This is a genomic window from Actinomyces gaoshouyii (assembly GCF_002072175.1).
Lineage (GTDB): Bacteria > Actinomycetota > Actinomycetes > Actinomycetales > Actinomycetaceae > Actinomyces > Actinomyces gaoshouyii.
The window spans coordinates 49,806-64,339 of the sequence record NZ_MVIV01000006.1 but is presented as its reverse complement, the minus strand read 5'-3'; the positions used below and the strand labels follow the sequence as shown (position 1 = coordinate 64,339).

14 protein-coding genes are annotated in these 14,534 nt (G+C 71.8%); 3 read left to right on the top strand and 11 right to left on the bottom strand.

The window, feature by feature from the left end; genetic code table 11:
* The 5 genes from B1H50_RS06570 to pyrH all read right to left on the bottom strand — a co-directional run bounded on the left by B1H50_RS06570 (position 1) and on the right by pyrH (position 4,297).
* A complete protein-coding gene (locus B1H50_RS06570) occupies positions 1–543 on the bottom strand; it encodes a DivIVA domain-containing protein (RefSeq protein ID WP_373284814.1) in 543 nt (180 codons plus the stop codon).
* Entirely contained in the window at positions 540–1,808 is a 1,269-nt protein-coding gene (rlmN, locus tag B1H50_RS06565; RefSeq protein ID WP_080462980.1) for a dual-specificity RNA methyltransferase RlmN, read from the bottom strand. The genes B1H50_RS06570 and rlmN overlap by 4 nt, the downstream gene beginning before the upstream one ends.
* Before the next feature lie 65 nt (positions 1,809–1,873).
* Positions 1,874–2,803, bottom strand: coding sequence for a phosphatidate cytidylyltransferase (locus B1H50_RS06560; protein WP_080463048.1), 930 nt, complete (start codon positions 2,801–2,803; stop codon positions 1,874–1,876).
* Between the two features lie 83 nt (positions 2,804–2,886).
* A complete protein-coding gene (frr, locus tag B1H50_RS06555; protein ID WP_080462979.1) occupies positions 2,887–3,444 on the bottom strand; it encodes a ribosome recycling factor in 558 nt (185 codons plus the stop codon).
* Positions 3,445–3,538: 94 nt separating this feature from the next.
* Entirely contained in the window at positions 3,539–4,297 is a 759-nt protein-coding gene (pyrH, locus tag B1H50_RS06550) for a UMP kinase (protein WP_080462978.1), read from the bottom strand.
* A gap of 285 nt (positions 4,298–4,582) precedes the next feature.
* Between pyrH and B1H50_RS06545 the strand changes: the two genes are divergently transcribed.
* Together B1H50_RS06545 and B1H50_RS06540 are read left to right on the top strand one after the other, a co-directional pair.
* Complete coding sequence (locus tag B1H50_RS06545) at positions 4,583–6,331, top strand: sodium:solute symporter family protein (RefSeq protein ID WP_080462977.1); 1,749 nt, start codon at positions 4,583–4,585, stop codon at positions 6,329–6,331.
* Between the two features lie 12 nt (positions 6,332–6,343).
* Positions 6,344–6,616: a hypothetical protein gene (locus B1H50_RS06540; protein ID WP_080462976.1), complete on the top strand. Its 273-nt coding sequence runs from the start codon at positions 6,344–6,346 to the stop codon at positions 6,614–6,616.
* Between the two features lie 251 nt (positions 6,617–6,867).
* Here B1H50_RS06540 and tsf read toward each other — a convergent pair whose 3' ends face one another.
* The gene (gene tsf / locus B1H50_RS06535) at positions 6,868–7,707 is read right to left on the bottom strand and encodes a translation elongation factor Ts (protein ID WP_080462975.1); all 840 of its coding nucleotides are present in this window, start codon (positions 7,705–7,707) and stop codon (positions 6,868–6,870) included.
* Between the two features lie 44 nt (positions 7,708–7,751).
* Positions 7,752–8,630: a 30S ribosomal protein S2 gene (gene rpsB, locus B1H50_RS06530; protein WP_080462974.1), complete on the bottom strand. Its 879-nt coding sequence runs from the start codon at positions 8,628–8,630 to the stop codon at positions 7,752–7,754.
* Positions 8,631–9,189: 559 nt separating this feature from the next.
* Between rpsB and B1H50_RS09990 the strand changes: the two genes are divergently transcribed.
* A complete protein-coding gene (locus B1H50_RS09990; protein WP_229657894.1) occupies positions 9,190–9,960 on the top strand; it encodes a M23 family metallopeptidase in 771 nt (256 codons plus the stop codon).
* Positions 9,961–9,977: 17 nt separating this feature from the next.
* On the opposite strand, the gene B1H50_RS06520 is transcribed toward B1H50_RS09990, so the two are convergent.
* Genes B1H50_RS06520 through B1H50_RS06505 form a run of 4 tightly spaced genes read right to left on the bottom strand, consistent with a single transcriptional unit; the run spans position 9,978 to position 14,438 of the window.
* Complete coding sequence (locus B1H50_RS06520) at positions 9,978–10,949, bottom strand: tyrosine recombinase XerC (RefSeq protein WP_080462973.1); 972 nt, start codon at positions 10,947–10,949, stop codon at positions 9,978–9,980.
* Positions 10,946–12,379 (bottom strand): DNA-processing protein DprA, encoded by a 1,434-nt coding sequence (locus tag B1H50_RS06515; protein ID WP_080462972.1) that lies wholly within the window; start codon positions 12,377–12,379, stop codon positions 10,946–10,948. The genes B1H50_RS06520 and B1H50_RS06515 overlap by 4 nt, the downstream gene beginning before the upstream one ends.
* Positions 12,376–13,956: a YifB family Mg chelatase-like AAA ATPase gene (locus B1H50_RS06510; RefSeq protein WP_080462971.1), complete on the bottom strand. Its 1,581-nt coding sequence runs from the start codon at positions 13,954–13,956 to the stop codon at positions 12,376–12,378. The genes B1H50_RS06515 and B1H50_RS06510 overlap by 4 nt, the downstream gene beginning before the upstream one ends.
* The gene (locus B1H50_RS06505) at positions 13,953–14,438 is read right to left on the bottom strand and encodes a YraN family protein (protein ID WP_080463046.1); all 486 of its coding nucleotides are present in this window, start codon (positions 14,436–14,438) and stop codon (positions 13,953–13,955) included. Before B1H50_RS06505 ends, B1H50_RS06510 begins: the two co-directional genes overlap by 4 nt.
* Positions 14,439–14,534 lie beyond the last annotated feature (96 nt).

Genomic DNA, 14,534 nt, shown 5'->3' with positions numbered 1-14,534 from the left:
TCACTCAACGGAGAAGACGACCTCGACGACGCGCGCGAGGTAGCGGTCGACGCTGGACTCGTCATAGGCCTTGGAGCCGCGCGCGCTGCTGAACACGGCCGTGCGGACCTCGGCGGAGGTCAGGGGCTCCTCGGAGTCGAAGTAGGCGGCGATGCGGTCCATGAGGGCGTCGACGTCGGCCTTGGCGTAGCCGTGGCGGCGGGCCGGGGCGAAGCGCTCCCCAGCGGGGCGAAGGAGGCGGGGGTAGAGCGTGGTGGCGAGCTCGGCCACTTGGTCCATCCAGGCCTGGCGCCCGTTCTGGGCGACGAACTCGGCCCGGCGCCGCTGCAGGAAGGCGGTCTCGAGACGGTCGAGGGCCGCGTCGACGGCGCCGGGCTCGTAGCCCCGGCGCACGATGTCGAAGGCGACGGTGCGCACGCCCTCGGAGTCCATCTCGTCGAGGTCCTCGGACTCGTAGATGTCCTTGGCCGTCTCGAAGTAGCCGTCCACCTGCGAGGGACGGTATCCCCGGCGGAAGAACGACGTCCTGGGGAACATGGTCATGACCTGATCCTCTCCTGCTTGAGAACCTCCGCCGCCAGCTGGCCGCAGGCGCCGTCGATGTCGCTTCCGCGCGTGTCGCGCACGGTGGTGGTGATGCCGGCGCGCCGAAGCGTGCCCACGAATAGATCTTGCACGCTGGGCTCGGAGCACGTCCAGATCGATCCCGGCGTGGGGTTGAGCGGAATCGGGTTCACATGCGCCCAGCCGCGGCCCCGCCGGTTCAGCTCATCGGCGAGCATCTGAGCCCGCCAAGCGTGGTCATTCATGTCCTTGATCAGGGCGTACTCGATGGATACGCGCCTGCCGGTGGCGCGGAAGTAGTCGTGGGCGGCGTCGAGGAGCTCGCCAACCCGCCATTTGGAGTTGACCGGGATGAGGGCGTCCCGCAACTCGTCGTCGGGGGCGTGGAGGGACACGGCGAGCGTGACGGGCATCCCCTCCCCCGCCAGCTTGCGGATGAGCGGCACGAGGCCGACAGTGGAGACTGTGATGCCGCGGGCGGACAGGCCGAAGCCCTCCGGTGAGGGGTCGATGAGGCGGTGGAGGGCGGCGACGACGTTCCTGTAGTTGATCATCGGCTCGCCCATGCCCATGAAAACGACATTGCTCAGGCGCGCGGGGCCGTCGGCCGGGGCACCGTCGGCGCAGACACGGGCGGCGTGGCGGACCTGTTCAACGATCTCGGCGGTGGTGAGGTTGCGGGTCAGGCCCATTTGCCCGGTGGCGCAGAAGGGGCAGGCCATGCCGCAGCCGGCCTGAGAGGAGACGCACAGGGTGGTGCGGTCCTTGTAGCGCATGAGCACGGATTCCACGCGCACCCCGTCGTGGAGCTCCCAGAGGTGCTTGAGGGTGCGGCCGCCGTCGGCGCGCATGGTCCTCACCTCGGTGATGAGCTCGGGCAGGAGCTCGGCGGCCAGCTGCTCGCGCACGGAGGCGGGCAGGTCCGTCATCTCCGCGGCGTCACGGGTGAAGCGGGTGAAGTAGTGGCGGGAGAGCTGGTCGGCGCGGAAGGCTGGCAGGCTGACTTCGGCCAGCGCCGCCTTCCTGCCCGCGAGGTCGAGGTCGGCCAGGTGGCGGGGAGCCTTGCCGCGGGCGGGCGGGACGGCGAAGGACAGGCGGGGGCGCGCGTCAGAGGTAGCGGCGCCCTCGGGAGGCTGGTCCGTGGGCATCACCTGGACCTCGCCGGGCACTGGACCGCTGGCCCGGCGCCGCAGGGCGACGGGCTCAGGGCGCCCGGTGCGGGCGCGACCGACGGTGGAGCTCACGGGGCTCGGGGTCCTTTCTCTCAATTTGTCTCACTGGTGGCTCATGGTCTCGTCCCGCGCGGCCGTCACCAGGGGATGAGGGTGAACAGGTACACGATAGGCGCAGTGACCAGGATCGAGTCGAGCCGATCCATGAGGCCGCCGTGCCCGGGCAGAAGCCTACCCATGTCCTTCAGGCCGAGATCGCGTTTGAGGAGCGACTCCCCCAGGTCGCCGAGCGTGGCCACGATCGTGCAGCAGGCGCCGAGCGCCGCGCCCGCCCACAGCGGCCCGTCGAGGAACAGCAGGCAGGCCGCGCCCGCCCCGACGGCGGCGATGAACGATCCGGCGAATCCCTCCCAGGACTTCTTCGGGGAGACCGCGGGGGCCATGGGGTGGCGACCCATCGTGATGCCGGCCAGCCAGCCCCCGGTGTCGTTGGCGATCGGCAGGGCGAGCAGGGTGATGACCTTGGCGACGCCGTGGTCCTGGGCGACGAGCAGCACGGCGAAACTGGCGAGGAACGGGAGGTAGGTGGCGGCCAGGACGGAGGCCGTGGCGTCCACGGAGCGCGAGCGCCGGACCTCGTCGTGAGCATCGGTGCGCGGCACGTCGTGGGGGCTGGCCTCGAGGACGGTCCCGTCCTCGGCCTCGGCGTGCTCCACGAAGGACCACAGGACGCAGGCCCCGGCGGTCGCCAGGTAGGCGCCGAAGGCGCTCTCGGCACCGAGGGTCCAGGCGGTGATGGCGATACCGGCGGTCCCCACCCACAGGAGCAGGAGTGGCAGGGCGATGCCCTTGCGCGCGAAAGCGCCCGCGAGCTCCCACAGCGCCCCGCACACGGCGAGGATGACGACGCCGACGAAGTACTTCTTCTCGAAGACCAGGGAGGCCAGGATCCCGCCGATGAGGACCGCGGAGACGCCGATCGCGGCCGGCAGGTTGCGGCCGGCCCGACCCGTGGCGGGCAGGGGCGCGCGATTGCGCGTCGGTGGCGGTGTCAGCAGAGCGCTCAGAATGGTCACGAGGGGTTCTTCGGGTCGGGGTGGGGCGTCGCCGTTCCGTCAAGTCCCGCGAGAGGCCGGCGGGCTCGGGCGGATCAGACGGAGAGGAGCTCCTCCTCCTTGGAGGCCAGCGACTTGTCGATGGCGTCGACGAAACGCTTGGTGAGCTGGTCGAGCTCACCCTCGGCGCGCTTGACGTCGTCCTCACCGGCCTCGCCATCGCGCTTGATGGCCTCGAGCTCCTTCTTGGCCTTGCCGCGCACGCCGCGGACCTGGACACGGGCCTCCTCGGCGCGCGAGCGCGCGAGCTTGACATAATCCTTGCGGCGCTCCTCGGTGAGCGCGGGCAGGGTGACCCGGATGACCGTTCCGTCATCGGTGGGGTTGACCCCGAGGTCGGACTCGCGGATGGCGGTGGTGATCGCCTTCATCGCGGAGCGGTCGAAGGGGCTGACGATGACCGTGCGGGCCTCGGGGATCGTCAGGGAGGCGAGCTGCTGGAGGGGGGTGGGGGCGCCGTAGTAGTCCACCAGGATCGAGTTGAACATGGAGGGGTTGGCTCGGCCGGTGCGGATGGCGGCGAGCTCGCCCCTGGCGGCCTCCAGGGCCTTGTCCATCTTCTCCTCGGTGGAGAGCATGACATCGTCGATCATCGTTCTTCCTTCGCTTGGGGGGTATCTGGGTGGTCATCGCACCGCGGCGCGGCACGTGCTGGATCGGACTGAACCGGTTCTCGCGCCCCGTGACTCAGGGCCTCCCCCTGGAGACGAGCGTGCCGATCTTCTCACCCAGGAGGGCCCTGGTGATATTGCCGTCCTCGCCCATCCCGAACACGCGCATCGTCAGGCCGTTGTCGCGGGAGAGGGCGAAGGCGGAGGCGTCGACGACGGCGAGCCCGTCCGCCAGGGCGCGTTCGTAGGTGAGGTGGTCGAGCTTGACGGCGCTGGGGTCCTTGCGGGGGTCCGCCGTGTAGACGCCGTCGACCCCGTTCTTACCGACCAGCAGCTCGTCGCAGCCGGTCTCCAAGGCCCGCTGGGCGGCGACGGTGTCCGTGGAGAAGTAGGGCAGGCCCGCGCCCGCCCCGAAGACGACGACGCGTCCCTTCTCCAGATGGCGGATGGCGCGCAGCGGGATGTAGGACTCGGCGACCTGCCCCATGGCGATGGCGGTCTGCACGCGGGCGGGCACCCCGGCCTTCTCGATGAAGTCCTGGAGTGCCAGGGCGTTCATGACGGTGCCGAGCATGCCCATGTAGTCGGCACGGGCGCGCTCCATACCGCGGGCCGACAGCTCGGCGCCGCGGAAGAAGTTGCCCCCGCCGACGACGACGGCGACCTGGACCCCGGCGCGCACGGCGTCGGCGATCTGCGTGGCGGCATCGGAGACGACGTCGGGATCGAGGCCGATGGACCCTCCGCCGAAGACCTCGCCCGAGAGCTTGAGCAGGACGCGCCGCGGGTGGTGGCCGTGCGCGACGCGGTCGTCTCTGCTGCTCTTGTCTGCCATCTCTGCCTCTCCGCTTCTCTGCCTGTGCCGTGGCCCGCCCGCGCGGCCGCCGGACAACGCCCGCGCTTCGGCGGGGCGGTGGTCGCGGGCGGGCCTTGAGCCGTCTGGTAGAGACTACCCGCTCGCACCGTCGCGGGAGACCCGCATGGGGCGGCGGGACGGCGGCGCGCAGGCAGGCGATCCAGGCAGATCGGTGTACCAAAACGGTCACAAGCCCTTAACACGAACGCTAGGCTCGCACAGAAGACCCATTCATGTGTCTCGGTTCACATCCAGGAGGCGTTGATGACCGCATCCCACTTGATCCCTCCCCTCGCCGCGTCGGGCTCCTCCACACTGCTGGAGGCCCGCTGGTACGACTACTTCCCCATCATCGTCTACTTCGCCTTCGTCATGGGAGTCGGCTTCATGGCCAAACGGCGCACGGCCTCATCCGATGACTTCCTCACCTCCGGCCGCTCCCTGCCCGCCTGGGTGACCGGCATCGCTTTCGTGTCGGCCAACCTCGGCGCCGTCGAGATCATGGGCATGTCCGCCAACGGCGCCCAGTACGGCCTGCCGACCTTCCACTACTTCTGGATCGGCGCCATCCCGGCCATGATCTTCCTGGGCCTGGTCATGATGCCCTTCTACTACGGCTCCGGAGTGCGGTCGGTGCCCGAGTTCATGCTCAAGCGCTACGGCAAGGCCGCTCACCTCATCAACGCCCTCTCCTTCGCGCTGGCCCAGCTGCTCATCGCCGGCGTCAACCTGTATCTTCTGGGCTCGATCGTCCACCGCCTGCTGGGGTGGCCGCTGTGGGTGGCGCTCATCGTCGCCGCCGTCATCGTCTTCAGCTACATCAGCCTGGGCGGGCTGTCCGCAGCCATCTACAACGAGGTCCTCCAGTTCTTCGTCATCATCGTGGCGCTGCTGCCGCTGACCCTCGTCGGCCTCAACCGCGTGGGCTGGTGGAGCGGCCTCAAGGAGAGGATCACAGAGGCGGCCACCACCCACGGCACCGGGGCCTACGCGGACCCCAGCGCACAGTTGCACTCCTGGCCCGGCAACCTGCTGTCCGGCTTCGACTCCTCGGCCCTGTCCGTCTTCGGCATCGTCTTCGGCCTGGGCTTCGTTCTGTCCTTCGGCTACTGGACGACGAATTTCGTGGAGGTCCAGCGCGCCATGGCGGCCGACTCGATCTCGGCGGCGCGCTCAGCCCCGATCATTGGCACCTTCGCCAAGATGGCCGTGCCCTTCCTCGTCATCATCCCGGGCATGGTGTCCGCGGTCCTCGTCTCCGAGATCATCGCACTCAAGCAGTCCTCGCTCAGCGGCGCGACCGCCAGTGGGGAGATCACCTACAACGACGCCGTCCTGCTGCTCATGCGCGAGGTCCTGCCCAATGGCCTGCTGGGCCTGGCGATCACCGGTCTGCTGGCCTCCTTCATGGCGGGCATGGCGGCGAACATCTCCGCTTTCAACACGGTGTTCACCGTGGACCTCTACGAGCGCTACATCAACACGAAGGCCGATGACGCCACCTATTTGCGCATGGGCAAGCTCACGACGGCGATCGCCACGATCGTCGCGATCTTCACCGCGCTCATCGCCTCGAACTACTCCAACCTCATGGACTACCTCCAGCAGCTCTTCTCCATGTTCAACGCGCCGCTGTTCGCCACGTTCATCATCGGGATGTTCTGGCGCCGGGCCACGAGCCACGCGGGCTGGTCCGGGCTGGCCTGCGGGACACTGGCGGCGCTCGCCCTCAACGTGGCGTCCCGGACGGGGCACCTGACGCTGCCCGGCCAGGGCCTGGCCTTCCTCGCCGCGGGCACGGCCTTCGCCGTCGACATCCTCGTGACCGTCGTCGTCTCGTTGATGACCGCGCCCAAGCCCGCCGCGGAGCTGGAGGGCTTCGTCTACTCCCTCACGCCGCAGGAGGCGCGCACGGACCCGAACGAGGCGGCGCTGCCCTGGTTCCGCAAGCCGGTCCCGCTGGCGATCTGCGCGGGCGCACTCGTCATCCTGCTCAACTCGATCTTCCACTGAGGAGCCGCAGACATGTCATTGCTGTCAAAGATCCTGGCCGATATCCGCACGGTGATCGCCGCTGTCCTCGGTATTTTCGGCCTCTTCCTGCTCATCTGCTCGGGATTCCTCAACGGCGCGGAGGAGATGGCCAAGACGGGCGGCGTCAACGCGAACCTGTGGGCAGGCATCGCCCTCGTCGTCGTCGCGGTGCTCATGGCCCTGTGGTGGGGCGTCTCCCCCGGCGACTCCGGCAAGGGATCGGGCGACTCGCCCTCCGATCCCGGGGCCCACCGCCAGGGCTGAGCCCGGCCACTACTCGGATCCCCCATCGCCGCATCGCGCCTCCCGGTTACCGTCGCGCGCGTGCGGACGCGCGGAATGCTTGCGGACGCGCCCCCGGCGCGCGTCGTCAAGCCCCGGGCGCGTTCACAAGCACCAAGCGCATCCTCAACGGGCCGGGTTCCGCGTTGGTCGCGCTGCGCGCCACGGCCCCCGGTCCACGAGGGACCGGGGGCCGTGCTATCGCTGACCGCTGAGTCAGCGGGCTTTCGTGATCAGGCGCCGACGCGGAAGCGGACGAAGCCGACGAGCTCACCGCCGGTGGCCTCGATGACCTTGCCGACCGTGGTCTTGGGGTCCTTCGCGAAGGCCTGCTCGACGAGGCAGTTCTCCTTGAAGAAGCCGCCCAGGCGGCCCTCGACGATCTTCGGGATGGCCTTCTCGGGCTTGCCCTCGGCGCGAGTGGTCTCCTCGGCGATAGCGCGCTCCTTGTCGACGATATCGGCGGGGACGTCCTCACGGGTGGCGTAGGCCGGGGAGTAGGCGGCGGTGTGCATCGCAACGTCGTGAGCCACCTCGGCGGCCTTGGCGTCGGTGCCGACGAGCACGCCCACCTGGGCGGGCAGGTCGGGATTGGTGCGGTGCAGGTAGAGCTCCACCTTGGGGGCGCTCAGGCGGCCAACGCGGCGCACGACGATCTTCTCGCCGATGACGGCCTGCATGGAGTCGGTGAGGTCCTTGACGGTGGAGCCGTCGACCTCGACCTCGGCCAGGGCCTCGGCGGACTCGGCGCAGGAGGCCAGAGCGGCGGAGAGGACCTTGTCGGCGTAGTCGAGGAACTTCTCGTTCTTGGCCACGAAGTCGGTCTCGGCATTGATCTCGACGAGCACGCCGGTCTGGCCGTCGGCGTCGTCAACGACCTTGGCGGCGATGAGTCCGGCCGAGGCTGCGCGGCCCTCGCGCTTGGCGATGCCCTTGAGGCCCTTGACGCGAATGATCTCGATGGCCTTGTCGACGTCGCCGTCGGCCTCGTCGAGGGCCTTCTTGACATCGAGCATGCCGGCGCCGGTCTTCTCGCGGAGCGCCTTGATGTCAGCAGTGGTGTAGTTCGCCATGGATTCTCCTGGTGTTGAAGCGTGGGGAATGTCGTCAGGGGCGCTCAGGCCTGCTCGGCCGAGGGCCCGTCGGGGTCGGCCTCAGCCGGGGCGTCGGCGGGAGCCTCGGCGGCCGCCTCAGCGGGCTGCTCGGCCGCGGCGGCCTCGGCACCGGCGAGGAGCTCGGCCTCCCACTCGGGCAGCGGCTCAGCCTCGGGTGTGCCGGCCTCGGAGCCGGTGCGGGCGCGGCCGGCGGAGCGGGCGAGGAGGCCCTCGGCGGCGGCGTCGGCGACGACGCGGGTGAGCAGGCTGACGGAGCGGATGGCGTCGTCATTGCCCGGGATGCCGTAGGTGACCTCGTCGGGGTCGCAGTTGGTGTCGAGGATCGCGATGACCGGGATGCCCAGCTTGGAGGCCTCGGAGATGGCGAGGTGCTCCTTCTTCGTGTCGACGACCCACACGGCGGCGGGGAGCTTGGCCATGTCGCGGATACCGCCGAGGGTGCGGATGAGCTTGTCCTTCTCGCGGCGCATCATGAGCAGCTCCTTCTTCGTGCGTCCGGAGCCGGCCACGTCGTCGAAGTCGATCTGCTCGAGCTCCCTCATACGGTCCAGCCGGGCGCGCACGGTGGAGAAGTTGGTGAGCATGCCGCCCAGCCAGCGCTGGTTGACGTAGGGCATGCCGACGCGCTGGGCCTGCTCGGCCACGGCGGCCTGCGCCTGCTTCTTGGTGCCGACGAAAAGAATGCTGCCGCCGCGGGCGACGGTCTCCTTGACGAAGTCGTAGGCGGTGTTGATGCCGTCGACGGATTTCGTGAGGTCGATGACGTAGATGCCGTTGCGCTCGGTGAGGATGAAGCGCTTCATCTTGGGGTTCCACCGGCGGGTCTGGTGCCCGAAGTGGACACCGGACTCGAGGAGCTGGCGCATGGTCACGACTGCCATGACTTGTCCTTTCGCGCGGCCGGGAGGCTGCCCGGTCCGCCATGTATCAGGGGACGCCGTCGATCTGCGACGGCGTCCCATGGGTTCTTTGAGTTGATCCCCTGCGCCCGGACGTGCCGGGGCCGCCCTGGAACGGGCGGATAGGGCCTGGTGCCCACGACGCGCGGCCACCCGCCTGCGCCTCCCGGTGCTTCGGGAAGGCCCTGCGGGACCGCGACCGCGGCGTCCGAAAGGACGTTCCCAGAGCCCGAGGGCGCTGGTTGCGGGCACGCGAAGTCGGTCGCCGCCCCCCCGGGATCCAGAGGATCCGGGCCCGCGCCGGACCGATGCTCCCGAGGGAACCCGACCGACACGCATCACAGCGAACCGCGTGCGAGAGGCTATCACAGCGATATCGACCTTTCCGCATTGTGACGGGCAATGATGCCACTGCCCAGGTGTCGTTCTCATCACGGGGCCGGGTCTCGCCCGGGAACCACAGGCATGGCGGCGCGGCGGTTCCCGGCGCTCCTGTGAGGGCGGGGCACCGGGGCGCGATGAAGAGGCTGAGCATGGGGTCATGCCGCTTTCGCCGCCCGTTCCGCCACCCGCCCCACTACCGTTCTCGCCCGCGGCTTCCGCTCTGATCCCCCATGCCTCCCCATGGCCGCACCGCGCGCTGCTCCTGCTGGTCACGCCGCTCATCGCTCTGGCCCCCGCGGTGCTCATCACCTCCCCCGCCGTCGGCGCTCTGCCCGTGGAGCCCGGTGCCGAAGCGGCAGCGCTCAGTGCGGCCCTCCCCGCGAGCGCGCCGGTGGAGCGTGCGGATGATGCGCATCGGGGCACGCGCTACGTGTGGCCCACGGGTGAGCCAGTGGCGGTGGTCGAGGGCTTCGATCCTCCCGCCGTCGTCTGGGGCTCGGGGCACCGCGGCGTCGACCTGGCAGTGGCCGCGGGCAGCCCCGTGCGCGCGGCGGGCGCGGGCACGGTGTCCTTCGCGGGGATGGTGGCGGGGCGCCCCGTGGTCTCGATCGATCATGCGGGCGGGGTCCGCACCACCTATGAGCCGGTGGAGCCGGCGGTGGCCGCGGGCGACGCGGTGGGCGCCGGTCAGGTGATCGGCACCCTGCTGCCCGGTCACCGCTCCGACGGCGTTGATGCTCTCCACTGGGGCGCCAGGACTGGGAAGAAGTCCTATATCGATCCGCTTCGCCTCCTGCGCCCGCCGGTCATCCGCCTCAAACCCGCCGCGCTGACCGGTGCCATCCGCACCCACTGGTGCGGGCAGGATGCGCCACTCGGCGGAAACGGCACCACCCGGGACGGCGCGCACCAGTCGATGGTTGCCTGAGCGCCCCAGGCGCGCCCTCAGGCCCGGGGGAAGGCCTGCTCGTAGACGGCCCGCAGCCGCTCGGCGGACACGTGCGTGTAGCGCTGGGTGGTGGCCAGGGATGAGTGGCCCAGGAGCTCCTGGACGCTGCGCAGGTCCGCCCCTCCGGAGAGCACGTGCGTGGCGGCGGAGTGGCGCAGCCCGTGCGGGCCCAGGTCCGGAACCCCGGCGGCCGCGGTGGCGCGGTGGACCACCTCGCGGATGGCGCGGGTGTCCACGCGCCCGCCCCTGGCACCGAGGAAGAGGGCGGCGCCGGTGCGGGGGCCGACGAGGGCGGGGCGCTGATCGAGCCATCGCTCCAGGGCCCGGGCGGCCGGGGCGCCGTAGGGGACGGCGCGCTCCTTGTCCCCCTTGCCCAGGACGCGGATGGTGCGCCTGCCGCTGTCGACGTCCCCGAGGTCCAGTCCGGCGAGCTCGGAGACCCTCATGCCGGTGGCGTAGAGGATCTCCAGGAGGGCGAGGTCGCGCGCGGCCAGAGGGCGCTCGGCGGGTGGGGCCTGGCTGGCGCGCGCGGATGCCGCGGACAGGAGCACGGCGGCCTGCTCGGCGGTGAGGACGGTGGGAAGGCGGTTGTCCACGCGCGGGGAGCGCAGGCGCGCGGCGACGTCGGAGTGGAGCAGGCCGCAGCGCTGAGCCCAGGTGGAGAAGGCGCGGATCGCGGCGCTGCGCCGGGCCATGGTGGCCCGCGAGCGCCCGGCTCCGGACATGCCTGCGAGCCAGGCGCGCAAGTCGGCCAGGTCGAGGCTGGCCAGGGCGGGTCCGATGGGCTCGGCCTCCCCCGCGCCCACCCCGAGGAAGTCGAGCAGGTCCTCCAGGTCGCCCACGTAGGCGCGCACCGTGTGCCCCGACAGGCCCCGCTGCAGGCCCAGATGCCGGAACCAGGCGTCCAGGAGCTCCCCGCGCAAGGAGGGCAGGTCCGTGCCCGTCCCGGGGCCGTGGTCGCCACTCATGCGCCCAGGGTAGAGGACCGGACCCGGTCCGCTGGTGCTGAGCGGCACAGGGCGGGCCGTCGCCAGCGGGCACCATCGCTCTGGGCGCGACCGGCCAGCTCGAGCGCGCCCAGGGCGGCCAGGGTCTCCCGCTCGGACAGTCCGGCGGCCCGGGCGACGGATTCGATGCTGGCCGCCGCGCGCACGGGCAGGGCGTCGACGACGACGGCGGAGACGGCGTCGAGCCCATCGAGCAGCCCGGGCCGGCACGCCTCGGATAGCTCCTCCTTGGGGGCATCGGCGTCCGCGGCGCCCATGGGAAGGAGCAGCTCGAGGGCCTCCTCGACGTCGGTGACGCAGGTCGCGCCCTGGCGCAGGAGGCGGTGGCAGCCGCCTGAGGCCATGGAGGTCACCGGCCCGGGAACGGCCCCCACAGGGCGCCCGATCTCCATGGCGTGGTGGGCGGTGGACAGCGCGCCCGAGCGCCAGGCCGCCTCCACGACGAGGGTGGCGCCCGTCATCGCGGCGATGATCCTGTTGCGGGTCAGGAAGCGGTGGCGAGCGGGCTGGCTGCCGGGCGGCACCTCGGCCACCAAGGCCCCATGGTCCACAACTGCCTGGAGCAAGGTGGTGTTGCCGGCCGGGTAGAGGCGATCCACTCCCCCGGCCGAGACGGACAGCGTGGGCCCCGCGGTGAGCGCCCCCCGGTGCGCAGCGGCGTCGATGCCGAAGGCACCGCCGGAGACGATGAGCGCGCCGCACTCGGTGAGCCCCCGGGCAAGATCGATGGCCATGCGCTCGCCGTAGGCAGTGGAGTCTCGGGCGCCGACGAGCGCGAGCGCGTGACCGGCCCCGCGTCCCGCGCCCATGCGGTCCTCCCGCACCGCCAGCCCCAGCGCTCCCTCCCCGGCGCCCGCCTCCTCGCGGCCCACGAGCAGGGCGGGGTCCCCTCGCAGCCAGAGGCAGAAGGGAGGCTGCTCGAGGTCGTCCATTCCCGGTGGCCACCAGGGATCGCCGGGGACCACGAGGGAGCCGCCCAGGCGCTCCAGGACATCGAGCTCACGGCGGATGTCCAGGCCCGCGAGCCTGGGCGCCCATCGCTCCACGGCGCTCGCCCATCGGCGGGGCGTGACGTCCTCCAGGAGGTGCTCCGGCAACGGCGGGGGCTCAGGGCGCCCCGAGCCGTGCTCGGCCCTGTGGCGCGCCCAGGCCAGGGCCTCGGGCGCGCCGAGGCCGGCCACGAGGATGGCCGCGGCGTGGTCGGCCGGCTCGGCGAGCCGCGACCAGGTGGCGCGGGCCAGGAAATCCGCCTCATCGGGCGGTTCGACCGGTCGTGCCTGCCGAGGCCGCGGCTTCGGTACGTCACCGGGTGGCGCGGTGCCGTCGCCCGGTAGGACGGGGCGGAGGGCGGCATCGGAGGCGACAGGATCGGTGGTGTCCCGGGCACTCATGAGCGGGCTCCTCGTGTGCGCAGGGCCAGGGCGGCCCCGAGGTCGGGCGGGGCGGGGCGGTCGTGCTCAGCGAGATCGGCCAGAGTCCAGGCCAGGCGGAGAACGCGGTCGACACCGCGCAGAGTGAGGTCGCCCCGATCGAGGGCCTCCATGAGCGGGCGCATGAGGGTCGGATCGGCCCCACCCTCCTCGCTGCGCAGGTAGGAGCCCGGAACCTGGGAGCTGAGTCGCCAGGGGGTTCCCGCCAGTCGCGCCGCGGCCCGCTCGCGCGCGGCGAGCACCCTCGCGGCCACCGCGGCGCTCGACTCCCCGGGCGCGCCCGAGGCGAGGTCGGAGGCACTGAGCGCGTCAACCTCCACCTGGATGTCCACCCTGTCCAGAAGCGGTCCGGACAAGCGGGAGAAGTAGCGGCGCCGCTGAAGGGAGGTGCAGGTGCACCCCAGGCCCTTGCCGCCGGCGCGCCCGCAGGGGCAGGGGTTGGCGGCGAGCACGAGTTGGAATGCCGCAGGGTAGTCGGCCCGCCCGCCGACGCGGTCAATGCTCACCTCCCCGGCCTCCAGTGGCTGGCGCAGGCAGTCCAGGACACTGGCGGGGAACTCCGGCGCCTCGTCGAGGAAGAGGACGCCCCGGTGGGCCAGGGACACGTCCCCAGGGCGGGGCAGACCGGAGCCCCCGCCGATGATGGCGGCGCGCGTGGCGGTGTGGTGCGGGCAGCGCATGGGCGGCTCAGTCAGCAGGCCGGCATCGGCGTCGAACAGGCCCGCCAGGGAGTGCAGGGAGGTGACCGTGACGGCGTCGCTCTCGGCCAGGGGAGGAAGGATCGAGGGCAGGCGCTCGGCGAGCATGGTCTTGCCCGCCCCGGGCGGCCCGACCATGAGCAGGTGATGACCGCCGGCGGCAGCGACCTCGAGCGCATGGCGGGCCTGAGCCTGCCCGACGACGTCGGCGAGGTCGGCCCGACGGCCGGAGCCCGCGCGCCCGCCGGCGGGGGCGACGACGACGGACGGTGGGCGCTTCTGGGCGCCGCGCATGATCTCGACGGCGGCGCGCGGCAGGCGCCCGCCGTAGCCCTGGACGAGCTCGCCGAGGTGGTGGACCGCCTGAATGCTCGCTCCCGGCACCAGACGGGCCTCCGACGCGCAGGCGGCGGGGACCACAATGCGGCTCACGCCGGCCTCGACGGCGGACAGCACCGCAGGGAGCACGCCGCGCACAGGATGCACAGCGCCGTCGAGGCCGAGTTCCCCGATGTAGGCCACCCGAGCCATGCTGGCCAGGGCGCGGGGCGGGAGGGCTCCGCGCGCGCCGAGCACGGCCAGGGCCAGGGCCAGGTCGAAGCCGGTACCGGTCTTGGGCAGGTCCGCCGGGGAGAGGTTGACGGTCAGGCGCTGCTCGCCCCAGGTCGTGCCGCAGACGGTGAGAGCGGCGCGCACGCGCTCCCGGGACTCCCGGATCGCGGCGTCGGGCAGGCCTACGAGCATGAAGCCCGGCAGGCCGGAGGTGGCGTGGGCCTCGACGTCGACGAGGTGCCCCCGCAGCCCGGTGAGGGTGACGGCCAGGGTGCGCGCGATGCTCATGATCCGCACACCGCCCTGTGGTGGCGCAGGAGCGCGGGGGCGCCCTCGCGCAGGATGACGGAGACAACGTCCAGGCGGAGGCGGTGCGGCGGGGCTCCCCGCTGGCCGGCCCAGGCGATGGCCAGGCGCCGCAGGCGCGCCTCCTTGGGAGGGGTGACGGCGGCGGCGGGCGGCCCGGCGCGCAGGGTGGATCGGGTCTTGACCTCGACGATGACCAGAGCGCCAGCGGGATCCTCGGCGATGATGTCGATCTCGCCGCGAAGCCCGGATCCGGCGGGTGCGCGCCAGTTGCGATCGAGGATCCGCCAGCCTGAGTCGCGCAGATAGTCGACGGCGATGTCCTCGCCCCGCTGGCCGGTGAGGCGCCGCTTCTCCACGGAGCGCGGGGCCGCGGCGGGCGGTGCCTCCCGAGCGGCGGGCGGGATCAGTGGGTCGGGGCGCGCTGCCAGCGGCGCGGGGATGGGCGGGTTCGTCGGGATCATGGTGGTCACCTCCGTGACCACGGTGCCTCGCCGTCGGACTGGTCCGCGCCCGCCGTCCCCAGGAGGGGATGGGACCCGCACGCGGCGGCCTCGGTG